Origin of the sequence: Kribbella sp. NBC_00382 (assembly GCF_036067295.1) — a bacterium.
Lineage (GTDB): Bacteria > Actinomycetota > Actinomycetes > Propionibacteriales > Kribbellaceae > Kribbella.
The window spans coordinates 8,206,382-8,231,760 of sequence record NZ_CP107954.1; the positions used below are offsets into that span (position 1 = coordinate 8,206,382).

General features: G+C 67.9%; 21 protein-coding genes. 12 read left to right on the plus strand and 9 right to left on the minus strand.

From position 1 onward, the window contains the following. The first annotated feature begins 216 nt into the window (after positions 1-216). The gene (locus OHA70_RS38475) at positions 217-861 is read left to right on the plus strand and encodes an ACT domain-containing protein (RefSeq protein WP_328326592.1); all 645 of its coding nucleotides are present in this window, start codon (positions 217-219) and stop codon (positions 859-861) included. A 114-nt stretch (positions 862-975) separates the two neighbouring features. On the opposite strand, the gene OHA70_RS38480 is transcribed toward OHA70_RS38475, so the two are convergent. Together OHA70_RS38480 and OHA70_RS38485 are read right to left on the minus strand one after the other, a co-directional pair. Next, entirely contained in the window at positions 976-1,200 is a 225-nt protein-coding gene (locus OHA70_RS38480) for a hypothetical protein (RefSeq protein WP_328326594.1), read from the minus strand. A gap of 6 nt (positions 1,201-1,206) precedes the next feature. Continuing rightward, positions 1,207-2,136, minus strand: coding sequence for a hypothetical protein (locus OHA70_RS38485; protein ID WP_328326597.1), 930 nt, complete (start codon positions 2,134-2,136; stop codon positions 1,207-1,209). A gap of 123 nt (positions 2,137-2,259) precedes the next feature. Between OHA70_RS38485 and OHA70_RS38490 the strand changes: the two genes are divergently transcribed. Next, entirely contained in the window at positions 2,260-2,685 is a 426-nt protein-coding gene (locus tag OHA70_RS38490) for a hypothetical protein (RefSeq protein ID WP_328326599.1), read from the plus strand. Positions 2,686-2,733: 48 nt separating this feature from the next. Here OHA70_RS38490 and ligA read toward each other — a convergent pair whose 3' ends face one another. From ligA to OHA70_RS38520, 6 genes are all read right to left on the minus strand, one after another. Further along, positions 2,734-4,863, minus strand: coding sequence for an NAD-dependent DNA ligase LigA (ligA, locus tag OHA70_RS38495; protein WP_328326601.1), 2,130 nt, complete (start codon positions 4,861-4,863; stop codon positions 2,734-2,736). A gap of 31 nt (positions 4,864-4,894) precedes the next feature. Further along, on the minus strand, positions 4,895-5,902 hold the full coding sequence (locus OHA70_RS38500) for a methionine synthase vitamin-B12 independent (protein WP_328326603.1): 1,008 nt from the start codon (positions 5,900-5,902) through the stop codon (positions 4,895-4,897). After that, positions 5,899-6,135, minus strand: a complete 237-nt coding sequence (locus tag OHA70_RS38505; RefSeq protein WP_328335306.1) for a DUF1272 domain-containing protein — start codon at positions 6,133-6,135, stop codon at positions 5,899-5,901. The genes OHA70_RS38500 and OHA70_RS38505 overlap by 4 nt, the downstream gene beginning before the upstream one ends. A gap of 15 nt (positions 6,136-6,150) precedes the next feature. Continuing rightward, positions 6,151-7,239 carry a tRNA 2-thiouridine(34) synthase MnmA gene (gene mnmA, locus OHA70_RS38510; RefSeq protein WP_328326605.1) on the minus strand — a complete coding sequence of 363 codons (1,089 nt, stop codon included), beginning with the start codon at positions 7,237-7,239 and terminating at the stop codon, positions 6,151-6,153. Next, positions 7,239-8,441, minus strand: coding sequence for a cysteine desulfurase family protein (locus OHA70_RS38515; RefSeq protein ID WP_328326607.1), 1,203 nt, complete (start codon positions 8,439-8,441; stop codon positions 7,239-7,241). Before OHA70_RS38515 ends, mnmA begins: the two co-directional genes overlap by 1 nt. Before the next feature lie 76 nt (positions 8,442-8,517). Continuing rightward, a complete protein-coding gene (locus tag OHA70_RS38520) occupies positions 8,518-9,174 on the minus strand; it encodes a nucleotidyltransferase domain-containing protein (RefSeq protein ID WP_328326609.1) in 657 nt (218 codons plus the stop codon). A gap of 98 nt (positions 9,175-9,272) precedes the next feature. On the opposite strand from OHA70_RS38520, the gene OHA70_RS38525 reads away from it, so the two are divergent. The 10 genes from OHA70_RS38525 to OHA70_RS38570 all read left to right on the plus strand — a co-directional run bounded on the left by OHA70_RS38525 (position 9,273) and on the right by OHA70_RS38570 (position 24,406). Next, on the plus strand, positions 9,273-10,661 hold the full coding sequence (locus OHA70_RS38525; protein ID WP_328326611.1) for a serine hydrolase domain-containing protein: 1,389 nt from the start codon (positions 9,273-9,275) through the stop codon (positions 10,659-10,661). Positions 10,662-10,686: 25 nt separating this feature from the next. Next, positions 10,687-12,270 (plus strand): ABC transporter substrate-binding protein, encoded by a 1,584-nt coding sequence (locus OHA70_RS38530; protein ID WP_328326613.1) that lies wholly within the window; start codon positions 10,687-10,689, stop codon positions 12,268-12,270. Between the two features lie 4 nt (positions 12,271-12,274). Beyond that, positions 12,275-13,294 (plus strand): ABC transporter permease, encoded by a 1,020-nt coding sequence (locus OHA70_RS38535; RefSeq protein WP_328326615.1) that lies wholly within the window; start codon positions 12,275-12,277, stop codon positions 13,292-13,294. Beyond that, positions 13,294-15,222: a dipeptide/oligopeptide/nickel ABC transporter permease/ATP-binding protein gene (locus tag OHA70_RS38540; protein ID WP_328326617.1), complete on the plus strand. Its 1,929-nt coding sequence runs from the start codon at positions 13,294-13,296 to the stop codon at positions 15,220-15,222. Before OHA70_RS38535 ends, OHA70_RS38540 begins: the two co-directional genes overlap by 1 nt. Further along, positions 15,219-16,022, plus strand: a complete 804-nt coding sequence (locus OHA70_RS38545) for an ATP-binding cassette domain-containing protein (RefSeq protein ID WP_328326619.1) — start codon at positions 15,219-15,221, stop codon at positions 16,020-16,022. Before OHA70_RS38540 ends, OHA70_RS38545 begins: the two co-directional genes overlap by 4 nt. Beyond that, positions 16,019-19,345, plus strand: a complete 3,327-nt coding sequence (locus OHA70_RS38550; RefSeq protein ID WP_328326621.1) for a serine hydrolase — start codon at positions 16,019-16,021, stop codon at positions 19,343-19,345. Before OHA70_RS38545 ends, OHA70_RS38550 begins: the two co-directional genes overlap by 4 nt. Next, entirely contained in the window at positions 19,345-20,466 is a 1,122-nt protein-coding gene (locus tag OHA70_RS38555; protein WP_328326623.1) for a M20/M25/M40 family metallo-hydrolase, read from the plus strand. Before OHA70_RS38550 ends, OHA70_RS38555 begins: the two co-directional genes overlap by 1 nt. Further along, positions 20,463-21,389 (plus strand): GNAT family N-acetyltransferase, encoded by a 927-nt coding sequence (locus OHA70_RS38560; protein ID WP_328326625.1) that lies wholly within the window; start codon positions 20,463-20,465, stop codon positions 21,387-21,389. The genes OHA70_RS38555 and OHA70_RS38560 overlap by 4 nt, the downstream gene beginning before the upstream one ends. Next, positions 21,389-22,495, plus strand: coding sequence for an o-succinylbenzoate synthase (menC, locus tag OHA70_RS38565; protein ID WP_328326627.1), 1,107 nt, complete (start codon positions 21,389-21,391; stop codon positions 22,493-22,495). The genes OHA70_RS38560 and menC overlap by 1 nt, the downstream gene beginning before the upstream one ends. Positions 22,496-22,747: 252 nt before the next feature. Beyond that, entirely contained in the window at positions 22,748-24,406 is a 1,659-nt protein-coding gene (locus OHA70_RS38570; RefSeq protein ID WP_328326629.1) for a PucR family transcriptional regulator, read from the plus strand. A gap of 34 nt (positions 24,407-24,440) precedes the next feature. On the opposite strand, the gene OHA70_RS38575 is transcribed toward OHA70_RS38570, so the two are convergent. Next, on the minus strand, positions 24,441-25,364 hold the full coding sequence (locus tag OHA70_RS38575; protein ID WP_328326631.1) for an acyltransferase domain-containing protein: 924 nt from the start codon (positions 25,362-25,364) through the stop codon (positions 24,441-24,443). Positions 25,365-25,379: the final 15 nt, after the last annotated feature.

Consider the following 25,379-nt stretch of genomic DNA (forward strand, 5'->3'; position numbering starts at 1 on the left):
AATGGTCTACAGCGAGTTGCCGGCAGCGTGCGGCTCGCACCTACCTCTACGGACGCGCTCATCCTAGTGGCCCGTTGTGACACTTGTATTTCCGGTTTCCACAGGGTCAATCGTTCACCAGATGAGAGGGCCCGGCGTGTCACTTTGTTCCGCTCTGTAACATTGGCCGCGACAGGGCGTAATTTGCGTGGCATTCGGCTGGGAGATGATCGTTCGGTGTTCCTGCTGCGATTGATCATCCCGGACCGGCCCGGTTCGCTGGGCACCGTCGCAACGGCACTCGGCGAGGTGAACGCCGACATCCACGCGATCGAGATCGTGGAGCACCGGCGCGAGAACGGCACTGCCGTCGACGACATCGTGGTCGACCTTCCACCGGGCGTACTGCCCGACCGGCTGGTCTCCGCCTGCAACGGCGTCCCCGACGTCGAGGTGATCTGGTTCTCCCGGTACGGCGCCGGCGGCGGCCTGCACATGGACCTCGAGGCCGTCGAGCAGATGACGTCCGCTCCGGCCGAAGCGGTCGACATCCTGGTCGAGCAGGCCCCTGCGGTGCTGCATGCCGACTGGGCCGCGCTGCTGGACGGTACCGGCAGCGAGATCAAGGTCGCGCTGGAGACCAGCGCGACGCCGGAGTTCGGCGACCTGGGTGACCAGTGGCTGCCGCTGGAGAAGGCAACGACGCTGGCCGCGCCCGATCACAAGGGTCTGGCCGAGTCCGTCCTGGTCGCGGCACCGCTGGAGTCCAACCGCCGCGTGCTGGTGATCGGCCGTCGCGGTGGTCCTGAGTTCCTCGGTTCCGAGGTTGCCCGGCTGAGCTACCTGGCCAACCTCGCGGTCACCATCCGCGCCAGCGCCTAACCCTCACCCCGAACGATCATTCGCCCCCTTTTCACCCTCGTTGCTCGGCAGCGGTCACTGACCTGCTGACGTAGAGGGTGAAAAGGGGGCGAATGATCGTGTGGGTGTAGCGGTTCAGTTGAACTTGAAGTACCAGAGAGTCCAGGCGCCGGCCAGCGCCAGCAGCAGGACGGTCCCGATCGCGGCGACCAGGACCGCTGCCAGCGTGTTGTCGCCGTTACGCTCCGGCAGATCGAACTGGGTCGGCCCCCACGGGCCGCCGCCGTCCACCCGGTACTCCGACTCCGGCGGCGGCTTCGCCACCGGGGTCTCCGCCCGCTTCTCCGGGTTGTACTTCATCACACCTCACACGTAGTACGACTCGTACTTGATGCTGATCGATTGCGACGAGTAGTCATCGTTGCCCGAGTGGGTCAGCTCGATCCGCCAGCCGGCCACATAACCAGCGTACGGCTTCCCGTCGGTGTGTGCGGCGAGGAAGCTCTTGATCGCCTCCACGTCCTCGCCCTTGAGCACGCCCATCGCGTCGGCGACGGCACCCGGCAGGGCTGCCTTCACGTCGGCGGGGTCGCCGGAGGCCTCGATGTCCAGGGAATGGATCGTCTTGCTGGAACCACCGAGCGGGAAGATCCGCTGCGAGCCCGACCTGCCCAGGTCCTTGCGGCAGCTCAGCGTGCAGGTGTACTGCTTCGCCTTCAGCGCCGTGATCATCTCGGCGACGGTGGTCGGGAACTCCTTCTTGGGAACGTCGAAGGACTCCATCCCGGACTTGCGGCCGGAGAACTGGATCGAGTCGCCGTCGTTGAACAGGTTGAACTTTCCCCAGGAGGTCTCGACCTTGGCGTCCTTCTGGCCGGTCTTCACTGCCGCCTGGATCTTCGCCACCTCACTGCCGCCGAAGGTGTCGTTGCCGATCGCCTGCAGCGCGGCGTCGAAGACGACCGCGGCGTTGTTGACGTTCTCCCGGTTCGACGACCGGACCAGGGTGCTGATGATCGTGCCGTCGGCCTGGAACTGGAAGATCACCTCGGCCTGGCTGACGTCGTCGAGCTTGAAGCAGCCGCGGTGCGCACCCTCCGCGCCGTTGAACAGGTCGCTGCACTGGAACCCAGCGCTCTGCAACTTGTCGGTCGTGCCCTGCGCCTGACCGCCGGCTGCCGACTGGGTCGGCTGCGGGCCCGGGTTGGTCGTCTTGTCGTCGTCACCGAGAGCACGGACGCCGAGGAACACCAACAGGGCGATCACCACGAGGCCGATGATGCCCCCGCCGATCACGAACGGCAGCTTCTCCTTCGGGATGCCGCCCTTCCGCCGCCCGGGTCCACCTGGCCCACCCTGCCAAGGCTGCTGGCCACCCTGCCATCCGCCCTGCGGCGGCTGCTGGCCCCAAGGCTGACCTTGCTGCCCGTACTGCTGGGGTTGCCCGTACTGCGGCGGCTGACCGTACTGCGGGGGCTGGCCTTGCGGGGGCTGGCCCTGCTGAGGAGGCTGCTGACCCCAACCGCCACCTGGCTGACCGCCCTGCGGAGGCGGACCTTGCGGAGGCTGCTGACCCCATCCACCACCAGGCTGACCGCCCTGCGGAGGCTGACTCCACCCGCCGCCCTGCTGCGGGGGCCGGCCCTGTTCTGGGTGAGGCTGAGCAGGCGGGTGCTGCTGAGGTGGTTGCTGTCCCCAGCCACCACCCTGCTGCCCCGGCCGACCGCCTTGTCCCTCCGGCTGTCCCCCATGCCCGCCCGGCTGGCCCCCCGGCTGCCCAGGACCCCACGGTCCTTGTGGCGGCGTCGTCATATCTGCTCCTTAGAAACCACGTCGAGAAGGTGAAAGCTAACAGTCGGACGGATCAGTGGAGCAGCTGGATCCGTCGACTTGTCAGCCCTCGTCCGGCTCGCGATTCGTCGCGACCGCCGCGGCCGCCTCCGGCCCGTCGGTGAGCAGCACCACGAAGCCCGCGGCGTCGAGGATCGGCACCCCGAGCTGGACCGCCTTGTCGTACTTGGATCCGGGCGAGTCGCCGACCACGACGAACGACGTCTTCTTCGACACCGACCCGGCCACCTTGCCGCCGCGCGACACGATCGCCTCGGTCGCCTCGTCCCGGCTGTACCCCTCAACCGTGCCGGTCACCACGACGGACTGGCCGGTCAGCGTCTGCTCGACGGTCGGCCCGGTGCGCACCTGCCGCAGCTCGACGCCGGCCGCCTTCCACTTCCGGACGATCTCCTGGTGCCAGTCGATCTCGAACCACTCGATCACCGCGTGCGCGATGGTCGGCCCGACACCCTCGATCTGCGACAGCTCCTCCTCCGAGGCCGCCTCGATCGCGTCGATGTCCTCGTACTCCGCCGCTAGCGCGGCCGCAGCGGTCGGTCCGACGTGCCGGATCGACAGCGCGACCAGGCCACGGGACAGCTGTTGCTGCTTGGCCTGCTCCAGATTGGCGAGCAGCTTCACCGCGTTGGCCGACAGCGCGCCGGCCTTGGTGGTGAAGAACGAACTGCTCGCCAGCGCCTCCTCGGTCAGCCCGAACAGATCGCCCTCATCCGCGATCAACTCGCTGCTGATCAACGCATCGGCTGCCTTGAAGCCAAGCACCTCGATGTCAAAAGCGGACCGCCCGGCCAGGTGGAACAGCCGCTCGCGCAGCTGCGCCGGACACGATTGGGCGTTGGGGCATCGAATGTCGATGTCCCCTTCCTTCATCGGCCGCAGTGTCGTCCCGCAGGACGGGCACTCGGTCGGCATCCGGAACGGGTACGCGTCCTTGGGCCGTAGCTCCATCACCGGCCCGAGGATCTCGGGGATCACGTCGCCCGCTTTACGGAGTACGACGGTGTCGCCGATCCAGACGCCCTTGCGCTCCACCTCCTGGCCGTTGTGCAGGGTCGCGAACTCGACGGTCGAGCCGGCCACCCGGACCGGCTCCATCACGCCGAACGGAGTGACCCGGCCGGTCCGCCCGACGTTGACCTGGATGTCGAGCAGCTTGGTGGTGACCTCCTCCGGCGGGTACTTGTACGCGATCGCCCAGCGCGGCGCGCTCGAGGTCGAGCCGAGCGCGCGTTGCAGATCGACCTCGTCGACCTTGACCACGACGCCGTCGATCTCGTGGTCGACGGAGTGCCGGTTCTCCCCGTAGTACGCGATGAACTCGTTGACCTCGTCCAGAGTCGTGACCCGGCGGGCGCGGTCGCTGACCGGCAGGCCCCACGCCTTGAGCTGGTCGTACGCCTCCGACAGGCGGGTCAGGTGGTAGCCCTCGACCTTGCCGAGGCCGTGTACTACGAAGCGCAGCGGGCGGCTCGCGGAGACGCGCGGGTCCTTCTGCCGCAGCGATCCCGCCGCACTGTTGCGTGGGTTGGAGAACGGGTCCTTGCCTGCCTCAACGAGTTGCGCGTTCAGCTCGGTGAAGTCCTCGACCCGGAAGTAGACCTCGCCCCGGACCTCCAGGAAGGCCGGCGGGTCGTCGGTCTTCAGCTCGTTCGGGATCGAGTCGATGGTGCGGGCGTTCAGCGTGATGTCCTCGCCGGTCCGGCCGTCGCCGCGGGTGGCGCCGCTGACCAGCCGGCCGTTCTCGTAGACCAGGTCGAGCGCCAGGCCGTCCACCTTGAGCTCACACAGGAATCCGCTCTGGTGGATCTGCGCGACGGTGACCTCACGCTCCAGCCGCTTGGCCCAGGCCTCCATCTGCTCGGCGGAGAAGGCGTTGCCCAGGCTCTCCATCCGCTGCGGGTGCTCGACCGCGGTGAACAGCGTCGAGATCGGCACGCCGACCTTCTGCGTCGGTGAGTCCGGCGTCTGCAGCTCGGAGTACTGCTCCTCGATCCCCTGCAGTTCGTGCATCAACGCGTCGAAGTCTTCGTCGGAGATGGTCGAGGTCGCCATGTAGTAGCGGAACCGGTGCTCCTCGATCTCCCGGCTCAGCTCGGCATGCCGCTCCCGCACCTCCGGCGGCGCGGCGGGCTGCTCGGCGGCACTGGTCTCGGGAATCTCCGTACTCATAGCCAGAACCTACCGCCCGCCAGGGACATTTCTAGGCCTCTGCGGTGTCTCCGACGACTTCTGCCGTACGACCGAGAAGTTCCAGCCTGGCTCGGGCATCCGAAGGTGACGGGGAGCCCGCGAGACCGCACGCTGGGGTGATCACGACGTCGACCAGAGACTTCTGCGCCAGGCCGATCTCGTGCCAGCGACGGGTCAGGAGCGCCGCAGCTTGCTCCGCCTTGGGCACAGGTCCAGTAGTCGGTACTACGCCCGCGTACAGCGTCGTACCGTCCTCCACTGCAAAGGCAATCTGCTCCCAAGCGGCATCCGTGAGCAGGGACACGTCCACTGCCACTCCCCCGGCCCCTGCCTTCCGGAACACCTCAATGGGCGGCCGTGCCGCACAGCAGTGCACCACCGTGAGCGCAGGCGCCGCAGCCTCGATCACCCGGCTCAGCAGGTCAACAGACCCCGGCCCGTCGACAGAGCGATGCTTGCCCCACCCACTGGCAGTAGGAACAGCCCCAGCCAGTACTGCGGGCAGCTCCGGCTCATCCAGCTGCACCACAAGTTCAGCCCCCGGCACCCGTCGCCGGAGGTCAGCAATATGGTCCTGCAACCCATAAGCCAACGCCTCGGCCAGGTCGCGCCGAGCACCGTGATCCGCCAGCACCTTGTCGCCCCGAGGCAGCTCCACCGTCGCCGCCAGCGTCCACGGCCCGGTCACCTGGAGCTTCAGCGGCCCGGTGTACCCATCCGCCAGCTCCTCCAGGACATCCAGGTTCTGCAGCAGCAAGGAGCGAGCCCGCCGCTGGTCAAGGCTCGCCCGTGGGTCGTTACCGCCGGTCAAGCGCCAGCCAGCAGGTTGGAGGTCGAGAGCCAATGACGTGATCACGCCAGCGGCCCGGCTCACCATGTCGGCGTACGGGCGGGCCGGCAGCTCCGGGAGGAACGGGATGGTCACCCCTTCGAGCACGTACTTCGTCCACTCGCGCACGTCCTCGCCGGGCAGCGAGCCCATTGCAGTGGTCGCCGCTGGGCCGAAGGGACTGCTCACGTGGTGGTCCTGTTCCGTTGGAGATACCTGGTGATGCGGCCCGGGGTCCGGGAAGCGATCTGGGTCGCGCCGGTGGTACGGGTCGGCCGCCGGACCAGCTCACCGCCGCAGTTCGGGCAGACGTGCGCCATCGCCTCGGAGCATTCCGGGCAGAAGGTGCACTCGTAGCTGCAGATCACCGCGTCGGCCGTGGGGCCGAGCTGGGCGGCGCAGCGCTCGCAGGTGTCCTTCATCCGCAGCACGGGAGGTCAGACCTTCTGGGTTGCGCGCTCGACCGTGTCGATGGTGGCCGAGCCGATCACCCGGGTGCCGTCGTACAGAACAACCGCCTGGCCGGGGGCGACGGCGTCTGCAGGCTCGTCGAAGGAGACCAACACCTGGTCACCCTCGAGCCGCGCGGTGACCGCGATCTCGTCGCCGTGCGCCCGCAGTTGGGCCTTCACGTGCAGCGTCTCGGTCGGGACCGGGCCGCACCAGCGCGGCTTCGACGCGGTCAGCCGCTCGACCGCGAGCTCCGCGCGCGATCCGACCGTGACGGTCCGCTCGACCGGCGAGATGTCCAGCACAAATCGCGGCTTGCCGTCGGCGGCCGGCGTACCAATCTTCAGGCCCTTGCGCTGGCCGACGGTGAAGCCGTGGGTGCCCTTGTGCTCGCCGAGCTTGTTGCCCTGGGCGTCGACGATGTCGCCGGGTGACTCACCCAGCTGCTTGCTGAGGAAGCCCGGAGTGTTGCCGTCCGCAATGAAGCAGATGTCGTGGCTGTCCGGCTTGGCCGCGACGGACAGGCCGCGACGCTCGGCCTCGGCCCGGATCTCGGTCTTCGGGGTGTCACCGAGCGGGAAGAAGGCGTGCTTGAGCTGCTCCTGGGTCAGCACCCCGAGCACGTAGGACTGGTCCTTGGCCGGGTCCACCGCGCGGTGCAGCTCACGGCCCGCGGGGGTCTCGACGATCTGCGCGTAGTGCCCGGTGACGACGGCATCGAAGTCGAGCGCCAGCGCGCGCTCCAGCACGGCGCTGAACTTTACCTTCTCGTTGCAGCGCAGGCACGGGTTCGGAGTACGGCCTGCTGCGTACTCTGCGACGAAGGGCTCGACCACGTCGGCGTGGAACCGCTCGGCCAGGTCCCAGATGTAGAAGGGGATGCCGAGCACGTCAGCGGCGCGGCGGGCGTCGCGGGAGTCCTCGATCGTGCAGCAGCCGCGGGCACCACTGCGGTACGACTGCGGGTTGCGGCTCAAGGCCAGGTGCACACCGACCACCTCGTGCCCCGCTTCGGCCATCCGCGCCGCTGCGACGGCGGAGTCGACCCCGCCGGACATGGCTGCGAGTACCCGCATCAGTGGTTCCTTCCTACGTTCTGCAATCCGGCGGACATCGCCCGCTCGACAACGGGCCCGATGTTGTCCAGTACGGCGTCCACGTCGGCCCGGCTGGACGTGTGCCCCAAGGTGAATCTGAGCGACCCGCGAGCTCGCTGGTCGTCGTACCCCATCGCCAGCAGCACGTGGCTGGGCTCGGCGACCCCTGCGTTGCAGGCCGACCCGGTGGAGACCTCTATCCCCCGCGCATCGAGCAGGAGGAGCAGCGAGTCGCCCTCGCAGTCCTTGAACGACAAGTGTGCGTTACCGGGCAAGCGTCCCACCGGGTCACCCGACAGCATCGCGCCCGGCGCCGTCTCGGTGATGCCCTCGATCAGCGCGTCGCGCAGGGCCCTGAGCCGCGCGCCGTGCTCAGCCTGGTGTTTGATCGCGTGCTCGATGGCCACCGCGAAGCCGGCCGTCGCCGGGGTGTCCAGCGTGCCCGAGCGGACGTCGCGCTCCTGCCCGCCGCCGTGCACGATCGGCACCAGCTTGGTCTCCTTGCGGACCACCAGCGCGCCGATCCCGAACGGGCCGCCGACCTTGTGAGCACTCACCGTCATCGCGTCGACGCCCAGCTCGGCGAAGTTCACCGGCACCTGCCCGACCGCCTGGACGGCGTCGGTGTGCACGGGGATCCCGTACGGCTTCGCGAGCGCGCCGACTTCCTGGATCGGCTGCAGCGTGCCGACCTCGTTGTTGGCCATCATCAACGTGACGAAGGACACGGACTCGGGGTCCTTCTCGATCGCCCGCTGGACGTCCTCGGGCCGCACCCGGCCCAGCTCGTCGACCGGCAGCCACTCGATCTCGGCGCCCTCGTGCTGCCCGAGCCAAACAGCCGGATCCAGTACTGCGTGATGCTCGATCCCACTCAAAAGAATCCGCCGGCGACGGGGGTCCTCGGCCAGCCTGGCCCACCACAGCCCCTTGAGGGCGAGGTTGTCCGCCTCCGTACCGCCCGAGGTGAACACCACCTCGCTCGGCTGGGCGCCCAGCGCCTCCGCGATCGTCTCCCGCGACTCCTCGACCGTCCGCCGCGCGGCCCGTCCGGACCCGTGCAGCGAGGAGGCGTTGCCGGTCCGCCCGAGATGGATCGCCATCGCCTCGATGGCCGCGGGCAGCATAGGTGTCGTCGCAGCGTGATCGAGGTAGACCGTCCGGCGGCCAGAAGAGGTCATAACACCCTCAAGAGTAAGTCCTGCCCACTTGTTCCCGAACTGCCCCGTTTATTCCCGATCAGGCCGACTTTTCTGCTCAGCCGCCGTTGATCTGCTCCAGCCAGGCGTGATCCGGGTGCAGCTGGTGAATCATCTCGGCCAGCCAGGTGCGCCTGGCCGCTCCGAGCAGGGGCAGCGCGGCGGCGAGATCAGCACGATCCTTCGGACGATCGCTCTTGGCCTTGTAGGCGAGGGCCATCTCGGGATTGACGTAGCGGATGCCGTCGTCGGCCACCCAGGTGACCTCGTCGAGCGCGTAATCGAGCGAGGGGTCCCGGCGGAACACCCAGCGCCCGTCGCGATCCGGATTCAGCACCACGTCGTACTTCCAGGGCGCCAGCGCATGCTCGCGCAGCCACACCTGGTCCGCGTCGTCCGGCATTGCCGACTTGTCTGGTGACAGCGCGCGGATCCCGCCACTACCCGCCGCCCAGACGTGGTACCGGCCCTCGGCGTACTCGACCAGCTCCGGCACCTGACGCCGCCAGAACGAGACGTCCAGATCCTCATGCGGCCGCGAGACGCCGGTGAAGGCCTCGACGGCCCAGCCGCCCGCGATCCACCAGTCCAGCCCGAGTCCGCCGAAGAACTCGGCCGCCTCTTCCCGGGTGGCCGGTTCCACGGGACCGTACAGGCGCTGAAAGGCCAGCTCTTCGGGGTCCAGGCCGTCGGCGTACCAGTACCTCTGCTCCATCGTCCGATCCTGACACCTCGTCGGCCCGGACGAAATCGGGCTGGCTAGTTGTCGGCTGCGACGAATACTCCGGCGACAGGCGGTCCTAGCGTCGGTGCATGGCGACCCTGAGCGAAATCGAGACGTGGCTTCAAGACCGGCTGCCGGCGCTGCTCGCCGAGCACCAGGTCCCCGGTACGGCGGTCGGCGTGCTGTTCGGCGACGAAGTGATCGACCACGCGGCCGGCGTACTGAGCAAGGCGACCGAGGTGCCGGCCACCGCCGACACGGTGTTCCAGATCGGTTCGATCACGAAGGTCTGGACGACGACGCTGGTCATGCAACTGGTCGACGAGGGCAGGATCGACCTCGACAAGCCGCTGCGCGAGTACCTCCCGGAGTTCGTGATCGGCGACGAAGCGGCGGCGGCCGTGATCACCATCCGCCAGTTGCTCAGCCACACGTCCGGTTTCGAGGGTGATCTGTTCAACGAGACCGGCAAGGGCGATGACGCGGTCGAGAAGTTCGTTGCCACGCTGACCGGGACCAGCCAGCTCTTCGCGCCGGGCGAGATGTTCTCGTACAACAACGCGGCGTTCGCGATCCTGGGCCGGCTGATCGAGGTACTGCGCGGCAAGCCGTTCGACAGCGCCCTGCGCGAGCACCTCCTTGCTCCACTCGGCCTGCAGCACGCCGCCACCGACCCGTACGAGGCGATCCTGCATCGTGCGGCGGTCGGGCACCTCCGGCCGGCCCCTAACGCCGCACCGGTACCGGCGCCGATCTGGGCGATGACCCGTGGAATGGCGCCCGCCGGAGCGATGCTGGCGATGAGTCCGCGCGATCTGCTCGTATTCGCCAAGTTCCACCTCGACTCGGGTGTAGCGGCGGACGGTACGGCGGTACTGAGCCCTGCGAGCGTCAAGGCGATGCAGGAGCAACAGGTCAAGCTCCCTGCGCTCGGCATGATGGGTGACTCGTGGGGACTCGGCTGGGAGATCTTCGACTGGGACGGCACCACCGTGATCGGCCACGACGGCGGCACGATCGGCCAGAACGCGTTCCTGCGGGTAGTACCGGAGCATGGCCTGGCAGTGACCGTACTGACCAACGGTGGCGACACCATCGAGCTCTACAAGGCCGTGGTCAGCCATGTGGTCAAGGAACTCGCCGGACTGGAACTGCCCGCCCTCCCCACTCCCCCGGCGACTCCGGTACCGATCAACGCGGACCGGTTCGTCGGCACCTACAGCTGTGAGGCCATGGACCTCGTGGTCCGGCAGGACGAGGACGGCCGGGTGTGGCTGGATCAGCTCCCGAAGGGCATCTTCGCCGAGCTGGGCCCGACTCCGGAGCCCGTCGAGCTGGTCGGCCGCAACGACGAGAGCCTGATCGCGCTGGAGGCCGAGAACGGCATCCACGTCCCGCATGTGTTCGTCGGCGACGACGGCTCCGGGCATGCCTTGTTCATCCACAGCGGCCGGGCCATCCGCCGTGCCTCAGCCTGATCCGCCCTTCCCGTTCGGAGGCATCATGAGATCTGCAATCATCGCCGGCACACTGGTCGTGGGATTGGCCTTGTCCGCTTGCAGTTCGGGCGAGCCGACCACCGCCGGCGCAGGCAAGCCGGTCGAGGGCCAGACGCTGACCATGGCCCTCGGCGCCGATCCCGGCAACCTGGACCCGCAGTTCACCTCGCTGTCGATCACCAAGCAGGTCGACGCGTTCCTCTACGACTCGCTGGTCAACCTCGACCAGAACGGCAAGCAGGTGGCGGGCCTGGCGGAGAAGTGGGAAGGCACGACCACGTCCGCGAAATACACGCTGCGCAAGGGCATCACCTGTCTGGACGGCAGCCCGCTAACGGCGACCACGGTCGCGGCCAACATCAACTTCGTCGGCAATCCGGCCAGCAAGTCGACCCGGATCGGCGTCTTCGTTCCGGCGGGCGCCAAGGCGGTCGGCGATGACGCGGCCGGCACTGTCACCGTGACGGCTGCCGCGCCGGACGCCTTCCTGGTCCGGAACATCGGTGGTCTGCACATCGTGTGTGACAAGGGCATGAAGGACCGCAAGCTACTCAAGCAGGGCTCGGAAGGCACCGGTATGTACAAGGTGGCGGAGGCCGTGCCCGGCGATCACTACACGCTGACGCGCCGCAAGGAGTACGCGTGGGGGCCTGGCGACTTCAAGGCCGACCAGCCCGGGCTGGCGGACAAGGTGGTCCTCAAGGTCGTCGCCAACGAGACCACTGCGGCGAACCTGCTGATCTCCGGCGGGGTCAACATCGCCGCCATCGCGGGCCCGGACAAGCAACGGCTGGAGGCACAGCAACTCTTCAACCGCAGCGCCGGTACTCCGCTCGGCGAACTCTGGTTCAACCAGAAGGCCGGCCTGCCGACCGCGGACCTCGCGGTCCGTAAGGCGCTGACACAGGCCCTTGACCTGACCCAGCTCGGCAAGGTGATCACCGCTGGTACCGGCAAGCCGACCACCAGTTTCGTCGTCCCCGGTACGGGTCCTTGCAACGACGACACCGTCACCGGCAACATTCCCGGCCACGACCTCGACGCGGCCAAGGCGGCTCTCGACGCGGCCGGTTGGAAGGTGGGTGCAGGCGGCATCCGGGAGAAGGGTGGCGCCAAGCTCTCGCTCGTCTTCTACTACCTGAACAGCCTCGGCGCCACGTTGCAGTCCGGCGCGGAGCTGCTGCAGAAGGCCTGGGGTGAGGTCGGCGTCGATGTCTCGCTCAAGGCCGTGTCTACCGCGGAGATCAGCACGGTCATCCTGGCCGGTCAGGGCACCTGGCACGCCGGGCTGATCCCGCTGACGGTGAACCTGCCGAGCCAACTGGTCAGCTTCATGTCCGGCACGGGTCCGCCGAACGGCGGCAACTTCTCGTCGATCAAGAACCCCGAGTACGACGCCGCGATCGCGAAGGCGTCCAAGATCGCCGGCGCGGACGGCTGCGCCGACTGGGCGGCGGGCGAGCGCGCTCTGCTCAAGGAGGTCAACGTCGTGCCGTTCGTGAACTCCACCGTGCCGATCTTCGCCAAGGGCGCCACCTTCGAACTGAGCGACGGCGTCGCCCCCCAGACGATCCGGATGCTGGGGTGATCCGGTGACGACCACAGCCGGCATCCAGGGCAACGGGTCGGGCGGTGGCGTGGCCGGGATGCCGGCGGGCTTCGCTACCCACCCCTGGGTGCGGTTCGCGTTCCGTCGGCTGGGGCGGTTGGCCGGGTCGGTGCTGGTGCTGGTCAGCGCCGCCTTCCTGATGATCCACCTGATCCCCGGCGACCCGGTCCGGGGAGCACTCGGACCGGCCGCCGCGCAGAGCCTCGTCGACGCCCAGCGCGAGTCGCTGGGCCTCAACGACCCGCTGTGGCTGCAGTACGTGCACTACCTGCAGCACCTGTTCACCGGCAACCTCGGTACGTCGATCACCACCGGCCTACCGGTATCCGACGTGATCCGGGACCGCCTGCCCGCCACCGTCCAGCTCGCCTTCGCCGCGTTCGCAGTGGCAATGCTCATCGCCCTGCCGCTCGGCCTGGCCATGGGAGTACTCACCCGAGCCGGCCGGCGCCCGCGAGCCGAGCTGAGCTTCACCTCGACATCGGTAGTCCTGGCAGCGATCCCCGAGTTCCTGCTGGCGGTCGGGCTCGTCTACCTCTTCGCAGTGAAGCTCCATTGGTTCCCAGTCGCCGGTCGCGGTGGCTTGTCGTCGTACGTGCTGCCAGTGATCTCCTTGGCCATCGGCCCGGCCGCCGTACTCGCCCGCATCTGCCGGGTGGAGCTGCTGGCCGTGCTGCAGACGGACTACCTGCGTACTGCCCGAGCAAAGCGGTTGCCCGCGGCCACTGTCTACGTGCGGCATGCCCTGCCCAATGCAGTGACGGCCACCATCACGCTGGGCGGGCTGCTCCTGGGTGGGATGGTCGCCGGGACAGTGCTGGTCGAGAACGTCTTCGGCTGGCCAGGACTCGGCAGCACGATCGTGTCGTCGATCCTGTCCAAGGACTACCCGCTCGTACAGGGCGTAGTGCTCGTGTACGGCTTTGGCGTCTTGCTGGTCAACCTGGTGGTCGACGTGATCCTCGCTCTGCTCGACCCCCGATCCACCATTAGGGACAGCTGATGAGGGCGCGCTGGATCGCAGTACTGCGTACGCCGGTGGGCGCCGGCGCTGGAGTGCTCCTGCTCGCAGTGCTCCTGCTTGCTGTCTTCGCTCCCATCATCTGGTCCCAGCAAGCAAGTGCGATCGACACCGAGCACTTGCTGGAAGGGTCATCCGCAGCCCATTGGCTCGGCACCGACAACCTCGGGCGCGACATCTTCTACCGGGTGCTCGTCGCCTCCCGGGCGTCGATCATGCTCGCGCTGCTGGCGACCTCGATCGCGGTCGTCACCGGTCTTGTGCTGGGCTGTGCGCCGATGCTGCTCGGACGGCGGGCTGGGCGATTGACGACGGCTGTGGTGAACATCGCGGTCGCGTTTCCAGGGTTGCTGCTCGCTTTGTTCTTCGCGGTCATCTTCGGGGTGGGCGCGAAGGGCGCAGTACTGGCGATCGGATTCGCCGGGGCGCCGTCCTTTGCTCGGCTGACGCAGACGTTGGTGGCCGGGATCGCTGAGCGGGACTTCGTCGCGGCGGCGCGGATCGCCGGGGTCGGACGGGTTCGGATGCTGTTGCGCCACATCCTGCCGAACATCGCCGAGCCACTGGTGGTGAACGCGACGATCGGCGCTGGTGGGGCATTGCTTGCCTTTGCCGGGTTGTCGTTCCTCGGGTTGGGCGTGCAGCCGCCGGCCTACGACTGGGGACGGTTGATGGGCGAGAGCCTCAACAGCATCTACGTGCATCCGGCCGCGGCGCTGGCTCCTGGGGTTGCGGTTGTGGTCGCCGGGCTGGCGTTCAACCTCTTCGGGGAGGCTGTGGCGAAGTGCTTCGGAGTGCCGGTGCTGAAGGTTTTTGCGCCGGTGGTGAAGGGATCGCTAGAGCCGTTGCCGGAGACCAGGCCTGCTGCGGCTGTCGACGACGATGCCGTGCTGGTGGTCGAAGATCTTCACGTCAGCTTTCCGGGGCCGATCACGCCGGTGCGTGGGGTCAGCTTCACCATTCACCGGGGCGAGATCGTGGGGGTGGTCGGCGAGTCCGGGTCGGGCAAGAGTCTGACCGCGTTGGCGGTTGCGCAGTTGATCGAGTCGCCTGGCGAGGTACGGGCCGCCGAGTTGTCGTTCCTGGGTGCCCCGTTGCTCGGGCGGCTGGCGGTTCGCAGTACTGCGGCCGCGCGGCGGCGGCTGTTGGGGACGTCGTTCGCGATGGTGTTCCAGGACCCGATGACGTCGTTCAACCCGACGAAGCGGATCGGGACCCAGCTCGCCGAGGGTGCTCGCGAGCATCAAGGGCTGACGCGGCGCAGTGCGATGGCGCGGGCGATCGACCGGTTGCGTGCGGTCCGGATTCCTGAGGCCGAGCGGCGGGCGCGGCAGTACCCGCACGAGTTCTCGGGTGGGATGCGGCAGCGGGCGATGATCGGGATGGGCCTGATGGGGGCGCCGGCGCTGATCGTTGCCGACGAGCCGACGACGGCGCTCGACGTGACCGTTCAGCAGCAAGTACTTCAGTTGCTTGAGACGATTCGGACCGAGGACGACGTGGCGGTGCTGTTGATCAGCCACGACATCACGGTGGTCGCGCAGGTCTGCGATCGGGTGCTGGTGATGTATGCCGGGCGCATCGTGGAGGACTTGCCTTCGGCGGATTTGGCGGCCGGGGCTCGGCATCCTTATACGCGCGCGTTGCTGGCCGCAGTACCGGATCTGGAGACGCCGCTCGACGAGCCGTTGGCGGTGATACCGGGTCGGCCGGTGGATCCTGCCGCCTTCCCGACGGGATGTGCGTTTGCGGCTCGGTGTGAGTTTGCGACGGACCAGTGCGGGGTCGAGGATCCGGCGTTGGTCAGGCACGGGCCGGCGCATCAGGTGGCTTGCTGGAACCCGCAGGGAACGGCCGCCTGGCAAGCTCGGTATCTCGGCGGCGAGTCGATCCGGGCGGTGCACCGATGAGCGAACTGCGATTCGATCAGGTGACGGTGCGGTTCGGCACGGGCCGGCACGTGCTGACCGCGGTTGACGGAGTCGATCTCACAGTGCCGTCCGGCCAGGTGGTCGGGTTGGTTGGCGAGTCGGGGTCGGGCAAGTCGACGCTGGCGCGAGCCGCGGTCGGGCTCACCACACCGTCGTCGGGGCAGATCCTGCTGGACGGGGTGCCGTTGCGCCATCGCCCTGGGCAGCGACGGCCGCTGCAGATGGTGTTCCAGGACCCGTACTCCTCCCTCGACCCCCGCATGACCATCGGCGACACCATCGCCGAGGCCATCCCCCGGTCCAGCGGATCCGAGGCCGCGCTTCGGTCCGCTGCCGGCCGTCGGGAGGAGGTCGCGCGGTTGCTGGAGCTGGTCGGGCTCGATGCTGATCGGGCGGGTGCTTACCCGGGGGCGTTGTCCGGTGGGCAGCGGCAGCGGGTGGCGATCGCTCGGGCGCTGGCGGGACAGCCGGACGTGATCATCGCCGACGAGATCACCTCAGCCCTCGACGTCTCGATCCAAGGCACTGTGCTCAACCTCGTCCGCTCCCTGCAGCGGGAGCTGAAGCTGTCGATGCTGTTCATCTCGCACAACCTCGCGGTCGTCCGCTACGTGAGCGACCTGATCGCCGTGATGTACCTCGGCCGGATCGTGGAGTTCGGCCCGGCTGCCGAGGTCCTCGGCAACCCGCAACACGACTACACCAGAGAACTTCTCGCCGCCGTTCCTCGCCGCGGCACGACCTCGCTACCCCCGCTTTCAAGGAGGACTTCCCCGTGACCCGACGTCTGCGCATCGATGACCTTTCCGAGTTCGCGGTACCGGAGCAGGCAGCCCTGTCGCCGGACGGCTCACAGATCGCCTATGTCCTGCGAACCACCGACCTCAAGGAGGACAAGACTCTGCGGAGCCTCTGGCGAGTACCGGCGTCAGGTGGCGAGCCACAGCAGCTCACGCGAGGCACTGGCGACAGCACACCGGTCTGGTCACCGGATGGGTCGCAGCTGGCCTTCCTGCGGGCCAAGGACGGACCGGCACAGCTCTGGGTACTTCCGGCCGCCGGTGGTGAGCCTGAGCAGCTCACGACGCTGCCGCTCGGAGCAGGTGCCCCACGGTGGAGCCCGGACGGCACCCGGATCGCCTTCAGCGCACCGGTCGACATAGCGGCGGTTGCTGGTGAAGAGGCCGATGCACGCAGCCATTCGCCGGTTGTCACCAAACGGCTGGACTACCAGGCGGATGGCGCCGGCTGGTTGCGCACGATGCGCCAGCACGTCCATTTGCTGGAGGTCGGCTCGAAGGAGGTCCGGCAGGCCACGGAGGGCGACTGGCACGCCGGTGACCCCGCCTGGTCGCCTGACGGCACCAAGGTTGCCTTCGGAGCCGCCACTGCGCCCGACGCCGACCTCAACCCGACAGCACCGGCCTATGTGCTCGACGCTACGGATGCGAAGGCTGAGCCTGCGCAGGTTGGGCTGGCCGAGGGGCTGGCCGGTCCGGTGCTCTGGACGGCTGATGGCGATGGACTGCTGATCGTCGGCAACCAGAGTGGGCCGGTGGGACATGCTGGGTTGCTACGGCTCACGCTGGACAGTGGCGAGCTGGTGAACCTGGCGGAGGCTCTCGATCGGAACGTGATGCCTGGCGGTCCGGCGTACCCCGGGGCCCTTCCTGCGTTGAGCTCTGACGGCCTTGCCGTGTTCTTCTGCGTCCGGGACCGCGGCTGCAGTCACCTGTACTCCGTACCTGTCGCAGGTGGCACGCCTCAACGCGTGCTGGGCGAGCCGGGGCAGAACGTGTCCGGCCTCAGCATTGCTGGTGGGGTTGCGGCTCTGGTGCTCGTCACCGAGACGTCCTACGGCGAGGTGGTCACGCTGGACCTGGCGAGCGGCGAGGCGGCTCCGCGGACGACGTACGGGGAGAAGTTCGCCGACGTGGAGCACTTCGCGCGGGTGGAGCGTGAGTTCACGGTCTCGGACGGGACTGTGGTGCCGGCCTACCTGATCCGCGATCCCGCGGCGACCGGCGCACAGCCGCTGCTGCTCGACATCCACGGCGGCCCGCACAATGCGTGGAACGCGGTGGCCGATGAGGTGCACCTGTACCACCAGGAGCTCGCTGCGCGCGGTTGGACCGTCCTGCTGGTGAACCCGCGCGGTAGCGACGGCTATGGCGAGGAGTTCTACAACGGAGTGGTCGGCGGCTGGGGCACGGCAGATTCGAAGGATTTCCTCGAGCCGCTCGATGTACTGGTTGCCGAGGGCATCGCTGATCCGCAGCGGCTCGCAGTCGCCGGCTACAGCTACGGCGGCTTCATGACCTGCTACCTCACGAGCCGCGACAACCGCTTTGCGGCAGCTGTCACCGGCGGGGTGGTCAGCGACCTCACCAGCATGGCCGGTACTTCCGACAGCGGACACTTCCTGAGCGTCTACGAGCTGGAGTCGGCTAGCGACCTCAGTGCCATGTCCCCCTTCAGCCAGGTCGACCAGGTGAAGACACCGACCCTGGTGCTGCAGGGCGATGCGGATGTGCGCTGCCCGATCGGTCAGGCGCAGCAGTGGTACACGGCACTGCGCGAGCAAGGGGTGCCGACGCAACTGGTGCTCTACCCCGAGGCGAGCCACCTGTTCATCGTCGAGGGGCGGCCGTCGCATCGGCTCGACTTCAACCGTCGCATCCTCGACTGGGTGGAGCAGTACGCCGGTGACGCGAGCGGTCCCCGGCGAGCGCGGGTCGACGCCTCGCACTGGCAGCGCAGGCTGAGTACCTTGGCGGCGAAGCACGGCGTACCGGGTGCTGCTCTTGGCATCCTGCGGGGTGACGAGTTGGTGGAGGCGGCTACCGGCGTACTGAACAAGAACACCGGGGTTGAGGTGACCACCGACTCGCTGTTCCAGATCGGGTCGATGACGAAGGTCTGGACGGCGACACTCGCGCTGCAGCTCGTCGACGAGGGGCTGCTCGACCTGGACGCGCCGATCATGGAGGTACTGCCCGAGCTGCAACTCGGTGATCCCGATGTCGCCAAGCAGGTGACGATGCGACAGCTCCTCACCCACACCAGCGGGATCGACGGCGATGTGTTCACCGACACCGGGCGAGGCGACGACTGCCTGGAGAAGTACGTCGACGGGCTGGCCGAGGTCGGCCAGAACCATCCGCTGGGCGCCACTTGGTCGTACTGCAACTCCGGCTTCTCCCTGGCCGGCCGGGTGATCGAGAAGCTGACCGGCAAGACCTGGGACCAAGCACTGCGCGAGCGGATCATCGTGCCGCTCAAGCTGGACCACACCGTCACTCTGCCCGAGGAGGCGCTGATGCATCGCGCAGCGGTCGGGCACGAGGGCGAGGGTGGCGAGGAGCCTTCGGTGGCGCCGGTCTGGGGTCTGCCGCGGTCGCTGGGACCGGCTGGACTGGTCACCTCGACTGTTGCTGATGCGTTGGGCTTTGCCCGGCTTCACTTGTCCGGTGGGCTTGCACCGGATGGCACTCGGGTGCTCAGCTCCGAGTCGGTGGCCGCGATGGCGGAGAAGCATGCGGAGCTGCCGGACAAGTACTCGCTCGGCGACTCGTGGGGGCTGGGGTGGATCCGGTTCGATTGGGACGGCCACCGGTTGATCGGGCATGACGGCAACACGATCGGCCAGGCCGCCTTCCTGCGCGTGCTGCCTTCCGAAGGGCTCGCGGTGACGCTGCTGACCAACGGCGGCAACACGCGTGACCTGTACCAGGAGCTGTACGCCGAGATCTTCGAGGAGCTGGCCGGCGTCGCGATGCCTTCGCCGCTGGCCGCGCCTGCGGAGCCGCCCGTTGTCGATTTGGAGCGGCATGTCGGTCGCTATGAGCGCGCTAGTTCTTTGCAGGAGGTGTTCGTGCGCGACGGTGAGGCGGTACTGCGGATGACGACCACCGGGCCGCTGGCCGAGTTGATGCCGGAGCCGGCGCACGAGTTCGTGATGACGCCGGTCGATTCGAGTGGCGATCTGTTCGTACTGCGGCAGCCGGGGTCGTTGACGTGGATTCCGCTGACCTTCTACTCGTTGCCCACCGGTGAGAAGTACCTGCATTGCGGGGTACGAGCCACACCTAAGGTGGGCTGATGACGACTCTGGTTGAACAGTTGCAGGCTGCGTTGCCGTTGATGCTGGCGGATCTGGAGACGTTGGTGACATGCGAGTCGCCGTCCTCGGATCTTGCTGCGGTCGCTGCTAGTGCTGACGTGGTGGCGGCGGCTGGGACGGAGCGGCTCGGCGTCGCACCGGAGTACGTGGTCGTCGATGGGGTGACGCATCTGCGCTGGCGGCTCGGCGACGGGCCGTCACGTGTGCTGGTGCTCGCACATCACGACACGGTGTGGCCTGCTGGGTCGCTTGCTACGCATCCGTTTCTGGTGGAAGACGGGATCATGCGAGGGCCGGGGTGCTTCGACATGAAGACCGGCTTGGTGATGGCCTTCCATGCTCTTGCTGCGTTGCCGTCAACGGAGGGGGTGACGGTGCTGGTGACCGGCGATGAGGAGTTGGGTTCGCCGTCGTCTCGTGCGCTCATCGAGGAGGAGGCATCGGGGTGTGTCGCGGCGCTCGTACTGGAGGCGTCGGCGGAAGGAGCGCTGAAGCTGGAGCGCAAGGGTGTCTCCAACTACGAGATCCGGATCGTCGGGCGCGCGTCGCATGCCGGGCTCGAACCCGAACTCGGGGTGAACGCCAGCATTGAGGCCGCGCACCAGGTCCTTGCCGTCAGCAACCTTGGTGATCCTTCGCTGGGCACCACTGTCACGCCTACCTTCCTCGCCTCCGGCACGACGCGGAACACAGTGCCAGCGATGGGAAGCTTCCTGGTCGACGTACGGGCGCGAACCGTGGCGGAGCAGCTCCGAGTGGACGCCGCCTTGCATGCCTTAAAGCCGGTACTTCCTGAGGCGACTCTGGAGGTCCTCGGCGGCCCGAACCGTCCGCCGTTGGAGCGCAAGATGTCCGAGGACCTCTACCAACGGGCATCGGAGCTTGCCGCTTCGCTCGGCCTACCGCCTCTGCGGGAGATCTCCGTCGGCGGCGGCTCCGACGGCAACTTCACCGCAGGCGTCGGCGTTCCGACCCTAGACGGCCTAGGCGCCGTCGGCGGCGGCGCCCACGCAGACGACGAGCACGTCGTAGTAGCCGAGATCGCTCCCCGAACCGCCCTGCTGACGGCCCTGCTCGCCGACCTCCTGGACAAACCATGAACACCTCTGAGGCTGCGCAGGACAGTTTGGCTGCGGCTTCCTCAGCCGGTGTGGAGATCCGCGAACTGTGGGAACTGGCAGACCTCGATCAGGTCTACCGCTTGTACGACTCGATCTGGCGCCCGGACCCGAAGAACCCACCGGTGACCACAGAGCTCCTCCGCGCCCTGACCAAAGCAGGCAACTACGTCGGCGGCGCCTACGACGGAGATGACCTGATCGGCGCCTGCGTAGGCTTCTTCGGCGCCCCCGCCGAGGTCACGATGCACAGCCACGTAGCCGGCGTCTCGGGTTCAGCTCGAGGCCGCAACGTCGGCTTCGCCCTGAAACTCCACCAACGAGCGTGGGCCCTGGAACGCGGCGTCACCGCCATCTCCTGGACCTTCGACCCTCTGATCCGCCGCAACGCCTACTTCAACCTGACCAAACTAGCCGCCCACCCCACCGAGTACCTCCCCAACTTCTACGGCCAAATGGCCGACGGCATCAACAACGGCGACGACAGCGACCGCCTACTGGTCCGCTGGCAACTAGACGCCCCCACCGTCATCACCGCCGCCCACCGCCAAAGCACCTTGGCGGCCGCAAGCACGAACTCCGGCGCGCAGACCAGCACGGGCTCCGCCTTTTCCACGCCGAGTGGGCACCTGGGGGGCTTGTTGCGGGAGGCAACGATTTTGCTGGGCGTCGGCGACGACGGCCGGCCGGTGGTCGGCGGGTCGTACGACGCCAGGGGGACGGTGCTGGTCGGCGTACCGGGGGATGTTGAAGGGTTGCGTGGGAGCGATCCGGGAGCTGCCAAGGAGTGGCGGTTGGCGTTGCGGGAGGTGCTGGGTGGGTTGATGGCGGACGGGGCTCGGGTGACCGGGTTCGATCGTGCTGGGTGGTACGTGCTCGAACATCCTGTGAAAGGGCTGATCTGATGAAGCTGACCGGAGTCGAGTTGCGGCGGATCTCGTTGCCGTTGGTGTCGCCGTTCCGGACGTCGTTCGGGACCGAGACGACCCGGGACGCGTTGCTGGTCCGCGTCGTGTCCACCGACGCCGAAGGCTGGGGCGAGTGCGTCGCAATGAGCGGGCCGTTGTACTCATCGGAGTATGTGGACGGCGCGATCGACGTACTACGACGCTTCTTCGTACCCACGCTAGGCGCAGTGGAACGCCTATCAGCCGTCGGCGTGGCCCCCGCGTTGGCCAAGTTCCACGGTCACCGCATGGCGAAAGCCGCGCTGGAGACCGCAGTACTGGACGCCGAACTACGAGCCGAGGGCCGCCCCCTGGCGCGCGAACTCGGCGCAGTCCACGACCGCGTCCCGTGCGGCGTCTCGGTAGGCATCATGGACTCGATCCCCGAACTACTGGACGCCGTCGGCGGCTACCTCGACGAGGGCTACCTACGGATCAAGCTGAAGATCCAACCCGGCTGGGACATCGGCCCAGTAGCCGCCGTCCGCGAACGCTTCGGCGACGACATCCTGCTGCAGGTCGACGCCAACACCGCCTACGCGGTCTCCGACGCCCGGCACCTCGCCAAGCTCGACCCCTTCAACCTCCTCCTGATCGAGCAACCCCTCGACGAGGAAGACATCCTCGGCCACGCCGAACTCGCCCGCTCGATCAAGACCCCCGTCTGCCTAGACGAATCCATCACCTCGGCCCGAGCGGCCGCCGCCGCCATCACCCTGGGCGCGTGCTCGATCATCAACATCAAGCCCGGCCGGGTCGGCGGCTATCTGGAATCCGTCCGCATCCACGACGTCTGCCTGGCGCACGGCATCCCCGTATGGTGCGGCGGCATGCTCGAGACCGGCCTCGGCCGAGCCGCCAACGTCGCCCTCGCAGCCCTCCCCGGCTTCACCCTCCCCGGCGACACCTCCGCCTCCAGCCGGTACTACCGAACAGACATCACCACCCCCTTCACCCTCGACAACGGCCACCTCCCCGTCCCCACCACCCCCGGCATCGGCGTAGACCCCCTCCCCGACCAACTAGCCGCCGTCACCACCTCCACCGAATGGCTCCCCCTCTAGCCACCACCGACGCCGAGATCTGTCCCGCTCGACAGGAGGTACTACCTGTACCGCCGCCAACCACCGCATCCGCGAGCGTGATACTCGCCCGGGCAACGGACTACCTCCTGTCGAGCGGGACAAACTCGGAGCTGGTCTCTACCGGGCAGCGGGCGCGATTGTCGGATCGGACCAAATTGACGCCTGAAACTGTGCGCTTGGACGAACTAGGCTGGGTATCCAGCTTCTAAGTTCGGAAAGGTGCTGCCTTCCGTGACGAATCGACCACGTGCCAGCCTCGGTCGGGTCCTCGACGACCTGGGCGCCACCCTGCTCGAACTCGTCCACGGCGATCCCGACCAGCCGGCCGAGATCGGCGGCATCGTCATCCACGACCCGCTCGACGAGCCGGTACTCCCCCACCACGCGCTCGTCCTCGGCGTCGGCCTCCAGGAACCCTCGCTCATCGCCCGGGTACTACGCGACCTCGGCCACCAGCAAGCCGCCGGCCTCGTCGTCCGCGCCCCGATCGCCCCGGACGACGCGATCACCAAAGCGGTCACGGACTCCGGCGTCGCCCTGCTCGGCCTGACCCGCGGCGCCTCCTGGGACCAACTCGCCGTACTCCTCCGATCCCTACTCGCCGAGGGCGACGTCGGAGTTGCCGAGCCGGAAACCCTGGGCGGTATGCCCTCCGGCGACCTCTTCGCCCTCGCCAACGCAGCCGCCGCCCTCCTCGACGCGCCAGTCACCATCGAGGACCGCAGCTCCCGCGTCCTCGCCTTCTCCAACCGACAGGACGAGGCCGATCCCGCCCGGGTCGAGACCGTCCTCGGCCGCCAAGTCCCCCAGCGGTACTCCCGCCTCCTCAACGAGCGAGGCGTCTTCCGTGAGCTGTACCGAACCGACCAGCCGGTCTACATCCCACCCCTGGCAGTCACCAAGGGCGAGCACACCCTCCCCCGCGTCGCTGTCGCCGTCCGCGCCGGCGACGAGATCCTCGGCTCGATCTGGGCCGCCGTCCGCGACCCGCTGAGCGAGGAGCGCACCCAGGCCTTCTGCGACGCGGCCAAGCTCGTCGCCCTCCACATGCTTCGCATCCGGGCCGGCGCCGACGTCGAACGCAGGCTCCGCGCCGACTTGGTCAGTACTGCGCTCGAAGGCGGCGCCGGAGCCCGCGATGCGCTCGACCGCTTAGGCCTGGCCGACCAGCCGGTCGTAGTACTGGCTCTTGCTGTACCAGTCTCCGACTCGCTCGTTGGTGAAGCCGGTATGGCCACCGAGCGCCAGCGTCTGGCCGATGCGTTCGCGATGCACCTCGGCGCCGTCCACCCACGATCGGCGGCCGCGTTGGTCGGTGACATCGCCTACGGGTTGGTACCGGTCCGCGCCGATCGGTCGGATGGCGAGGAGAACGCAGTACGGATCGCCAAGGACTTCCTCGACCGGATCGGCGAGCGCGTCACCGCGACGATCGGCGTCGGCCCCGTCGTACGGGAAACCGCCCGTCTCCCCCACGCCCGAGCCGGCGCCGACCGAGCTCTCCGAGTACTCCGGACAGGCCGCGGCTCGCAACGCGTCGCCCGACTGGCCGACGTCCACGTCGAGACGCTCCTACTCGAACTGCGGGACCTCATCGAGGCGCGTGGCGACCAGCCCACCGGACCGATCGCCCGCCTGGTCGCGTACGACAGCGAGCACAACACCAACCTGGTCGAGACCCTCCGAGCCTGGCTGGACGCCTTCGGCGACGTCATCGCCGCGGCCGCAGCCGTCTACGTCCACCCCAACACCTTCCGCTACCGCCTCCGCCGCCTCGCCGAAGTCGGCGAACTAGACCTAGACGACCCCGAAGCCCGCTTCGCCGCCATGCTCCAACTCCGCGTGGTCAACCCACCCCGCCCCAACCGCCCGCTCCCCGAAGGCACCTGACTCGCACCAGCCCGCGGAACTCGCCAAGCTTCGGCTAGCTCGGCTTGCGGAGGATGCCGGTGCGGAGTTGCCAGTGTTCGCCCGACCATAGGTGGGACACGAACGCACGCTGCAGCGAGGTTTCCTGCGGTACTCGAGCGAGGTCGTCCTCCGTGAGCGGACCATCCTCAGGTACCGAGAGATGCAGGCCGAGCCGCATCATCTCGCGATCGCCCTCGCTCGGATCCTTCATCGGCAGCAGCGGGAGCAGATCGAAGCGCCGCTGGAATCGCATGATGTTGGAGTCAGCCGCCAAGTACTCCGCGAGCCCCGGATCAAGAAGCCACGAATGACAGACGAACGCGGCGACCGGTTCCTCCGGATAACACCGCTCGAACAGCCGGGTCGCCTCGGCAACCGACTCCTCCGAAGCCTGCGCATCGAGCCGCCCGATCGGCGGAACGTGCATCATCAGCACATGCCCTGAAACGCCGTCGCCGATCCCCAACTGAGCGCGCGTGAACGCATGCCGCCCGATCTCGAAATCCGTACCCCGGAACCGCAACGGCGGACTCCACAACGGAATCAGCCCCACCCCCGCCCGACCGAAGATGTCCCGATGCGTCTCCATCACCCCACCCAGCGCCGACACAGTAGCCACCGTCACCGCCTCCGGCACCCCACGCCGCGCATGCACCTCAACCAACCGAGGAACACAAGCCAACAACGCCCAAGCCCCAGCAAACAACCCCACCGCCGACGACCCCATCGGCACCGCCGGCCAAGCCTCGAACCCAGTAGACGGAACCGCCTTCCCCCACTCCCGCTCAACACTGCAAACCAGCGCAGCCGTAACCGCCCACCAATCCGCATCCACCACAGGATCCGGCCGAGCCGCCAACATCTCCTCCCGATCCCGCGCCCCCACCCCACAAAACTCCATCAACCCAACCGCCTCCTCCTCCCCCGGAAGCCTCACCCTCCCCACCCCGAA

Coding starts and splice junctions, on each gene's coding strand:
- OHA70_RS38480 (WP_328326594.1), bottom strand. CDS start 1,200: ATGAAGTACAACCCGGAGAAGCGGGCGGAGACCCCGGTGGCGAAGCCG.
- OHA70_RS38540 (WP_328326617.1), top strand. CDS start 13,294: ATGAGGGCGCGCTGGATCGCAGTACTGCGTACGCCGGTGGGCGCCGGC.
- OHA70_RS38520 (WP_328326609.1), bottom strand. CDS start 9,174: ATGGAGCAGAGGTACTGGTACGCCGACGGCCTGGACCCCGAAGAGCTG.
- ligA (WP_328326601.1), bottom strand. CDS start 4,863: ATGAGTACGGAGATTCCCGAGACCAGTGCCGCCGAGCAGCCCGCCGCG.
- OHA70_RS38560 (WP_328326625.1), top strand. CDS start 20,463: ATGAACACCTCTGAGGCTGCGCAGGACAGTTTGGCTGCGGCTTCCTCA.
- mnmA (WP_328326605.1), bottom strand. CDS start 7,239: ATGCGGGTACTCGCAGCCATGTCCGGCGGGGTCGACTCCGCCGTCGCA.
- OHA70_RS38555 (WP_328326623.1), top strand. CDS start 19,345: ATGACGACTCTGGTTGAACAGTTGCAGGCTGCGTTGCCGTTGATGCTG.
- OHA70_RS38545 (WP_328326619.1), top strand. CDS start 15,219: ATGAGCGAACTGCGATTCGATCAGGTGACGGTGCGGTTCGGCACGGGC.
- menC (WP_328326627.1), top strand. CDS start 21,389: ATGAAGCTGACCGGAGTCGAGTTGCGGCGGATCTCGTTGCCGTTGGTG.
- OHA70_RS38525 (WP_328326611.1), top strand. CDS start 9,273: ATGGCGACCCTGAGCGAAATCGAGACGTGGCTTCAAGACCGGCTGCCG.
- OHA70_RS38515 (WP_328326607.1), bottom strand. CDS start 8,441: ATGACCTCTTCTGGCCGCCGGACGGTCTACCTCGATCACGCTGCGACG.
- OHA70_RS38530 (WP_328326613.1), top strand. CDS start 10,687: ATGAGATCTGCAATCATCGCCGGCACACTGGTCGTGGGATTGGCCTTG.
- OHA70_RS38505 (WP_328335306.1), bottom strand. CDS start 6,135: ATGAAGGACACCTGCGAGCGCTGCGCCGCCCAGCTCGGCCCCACGGCC.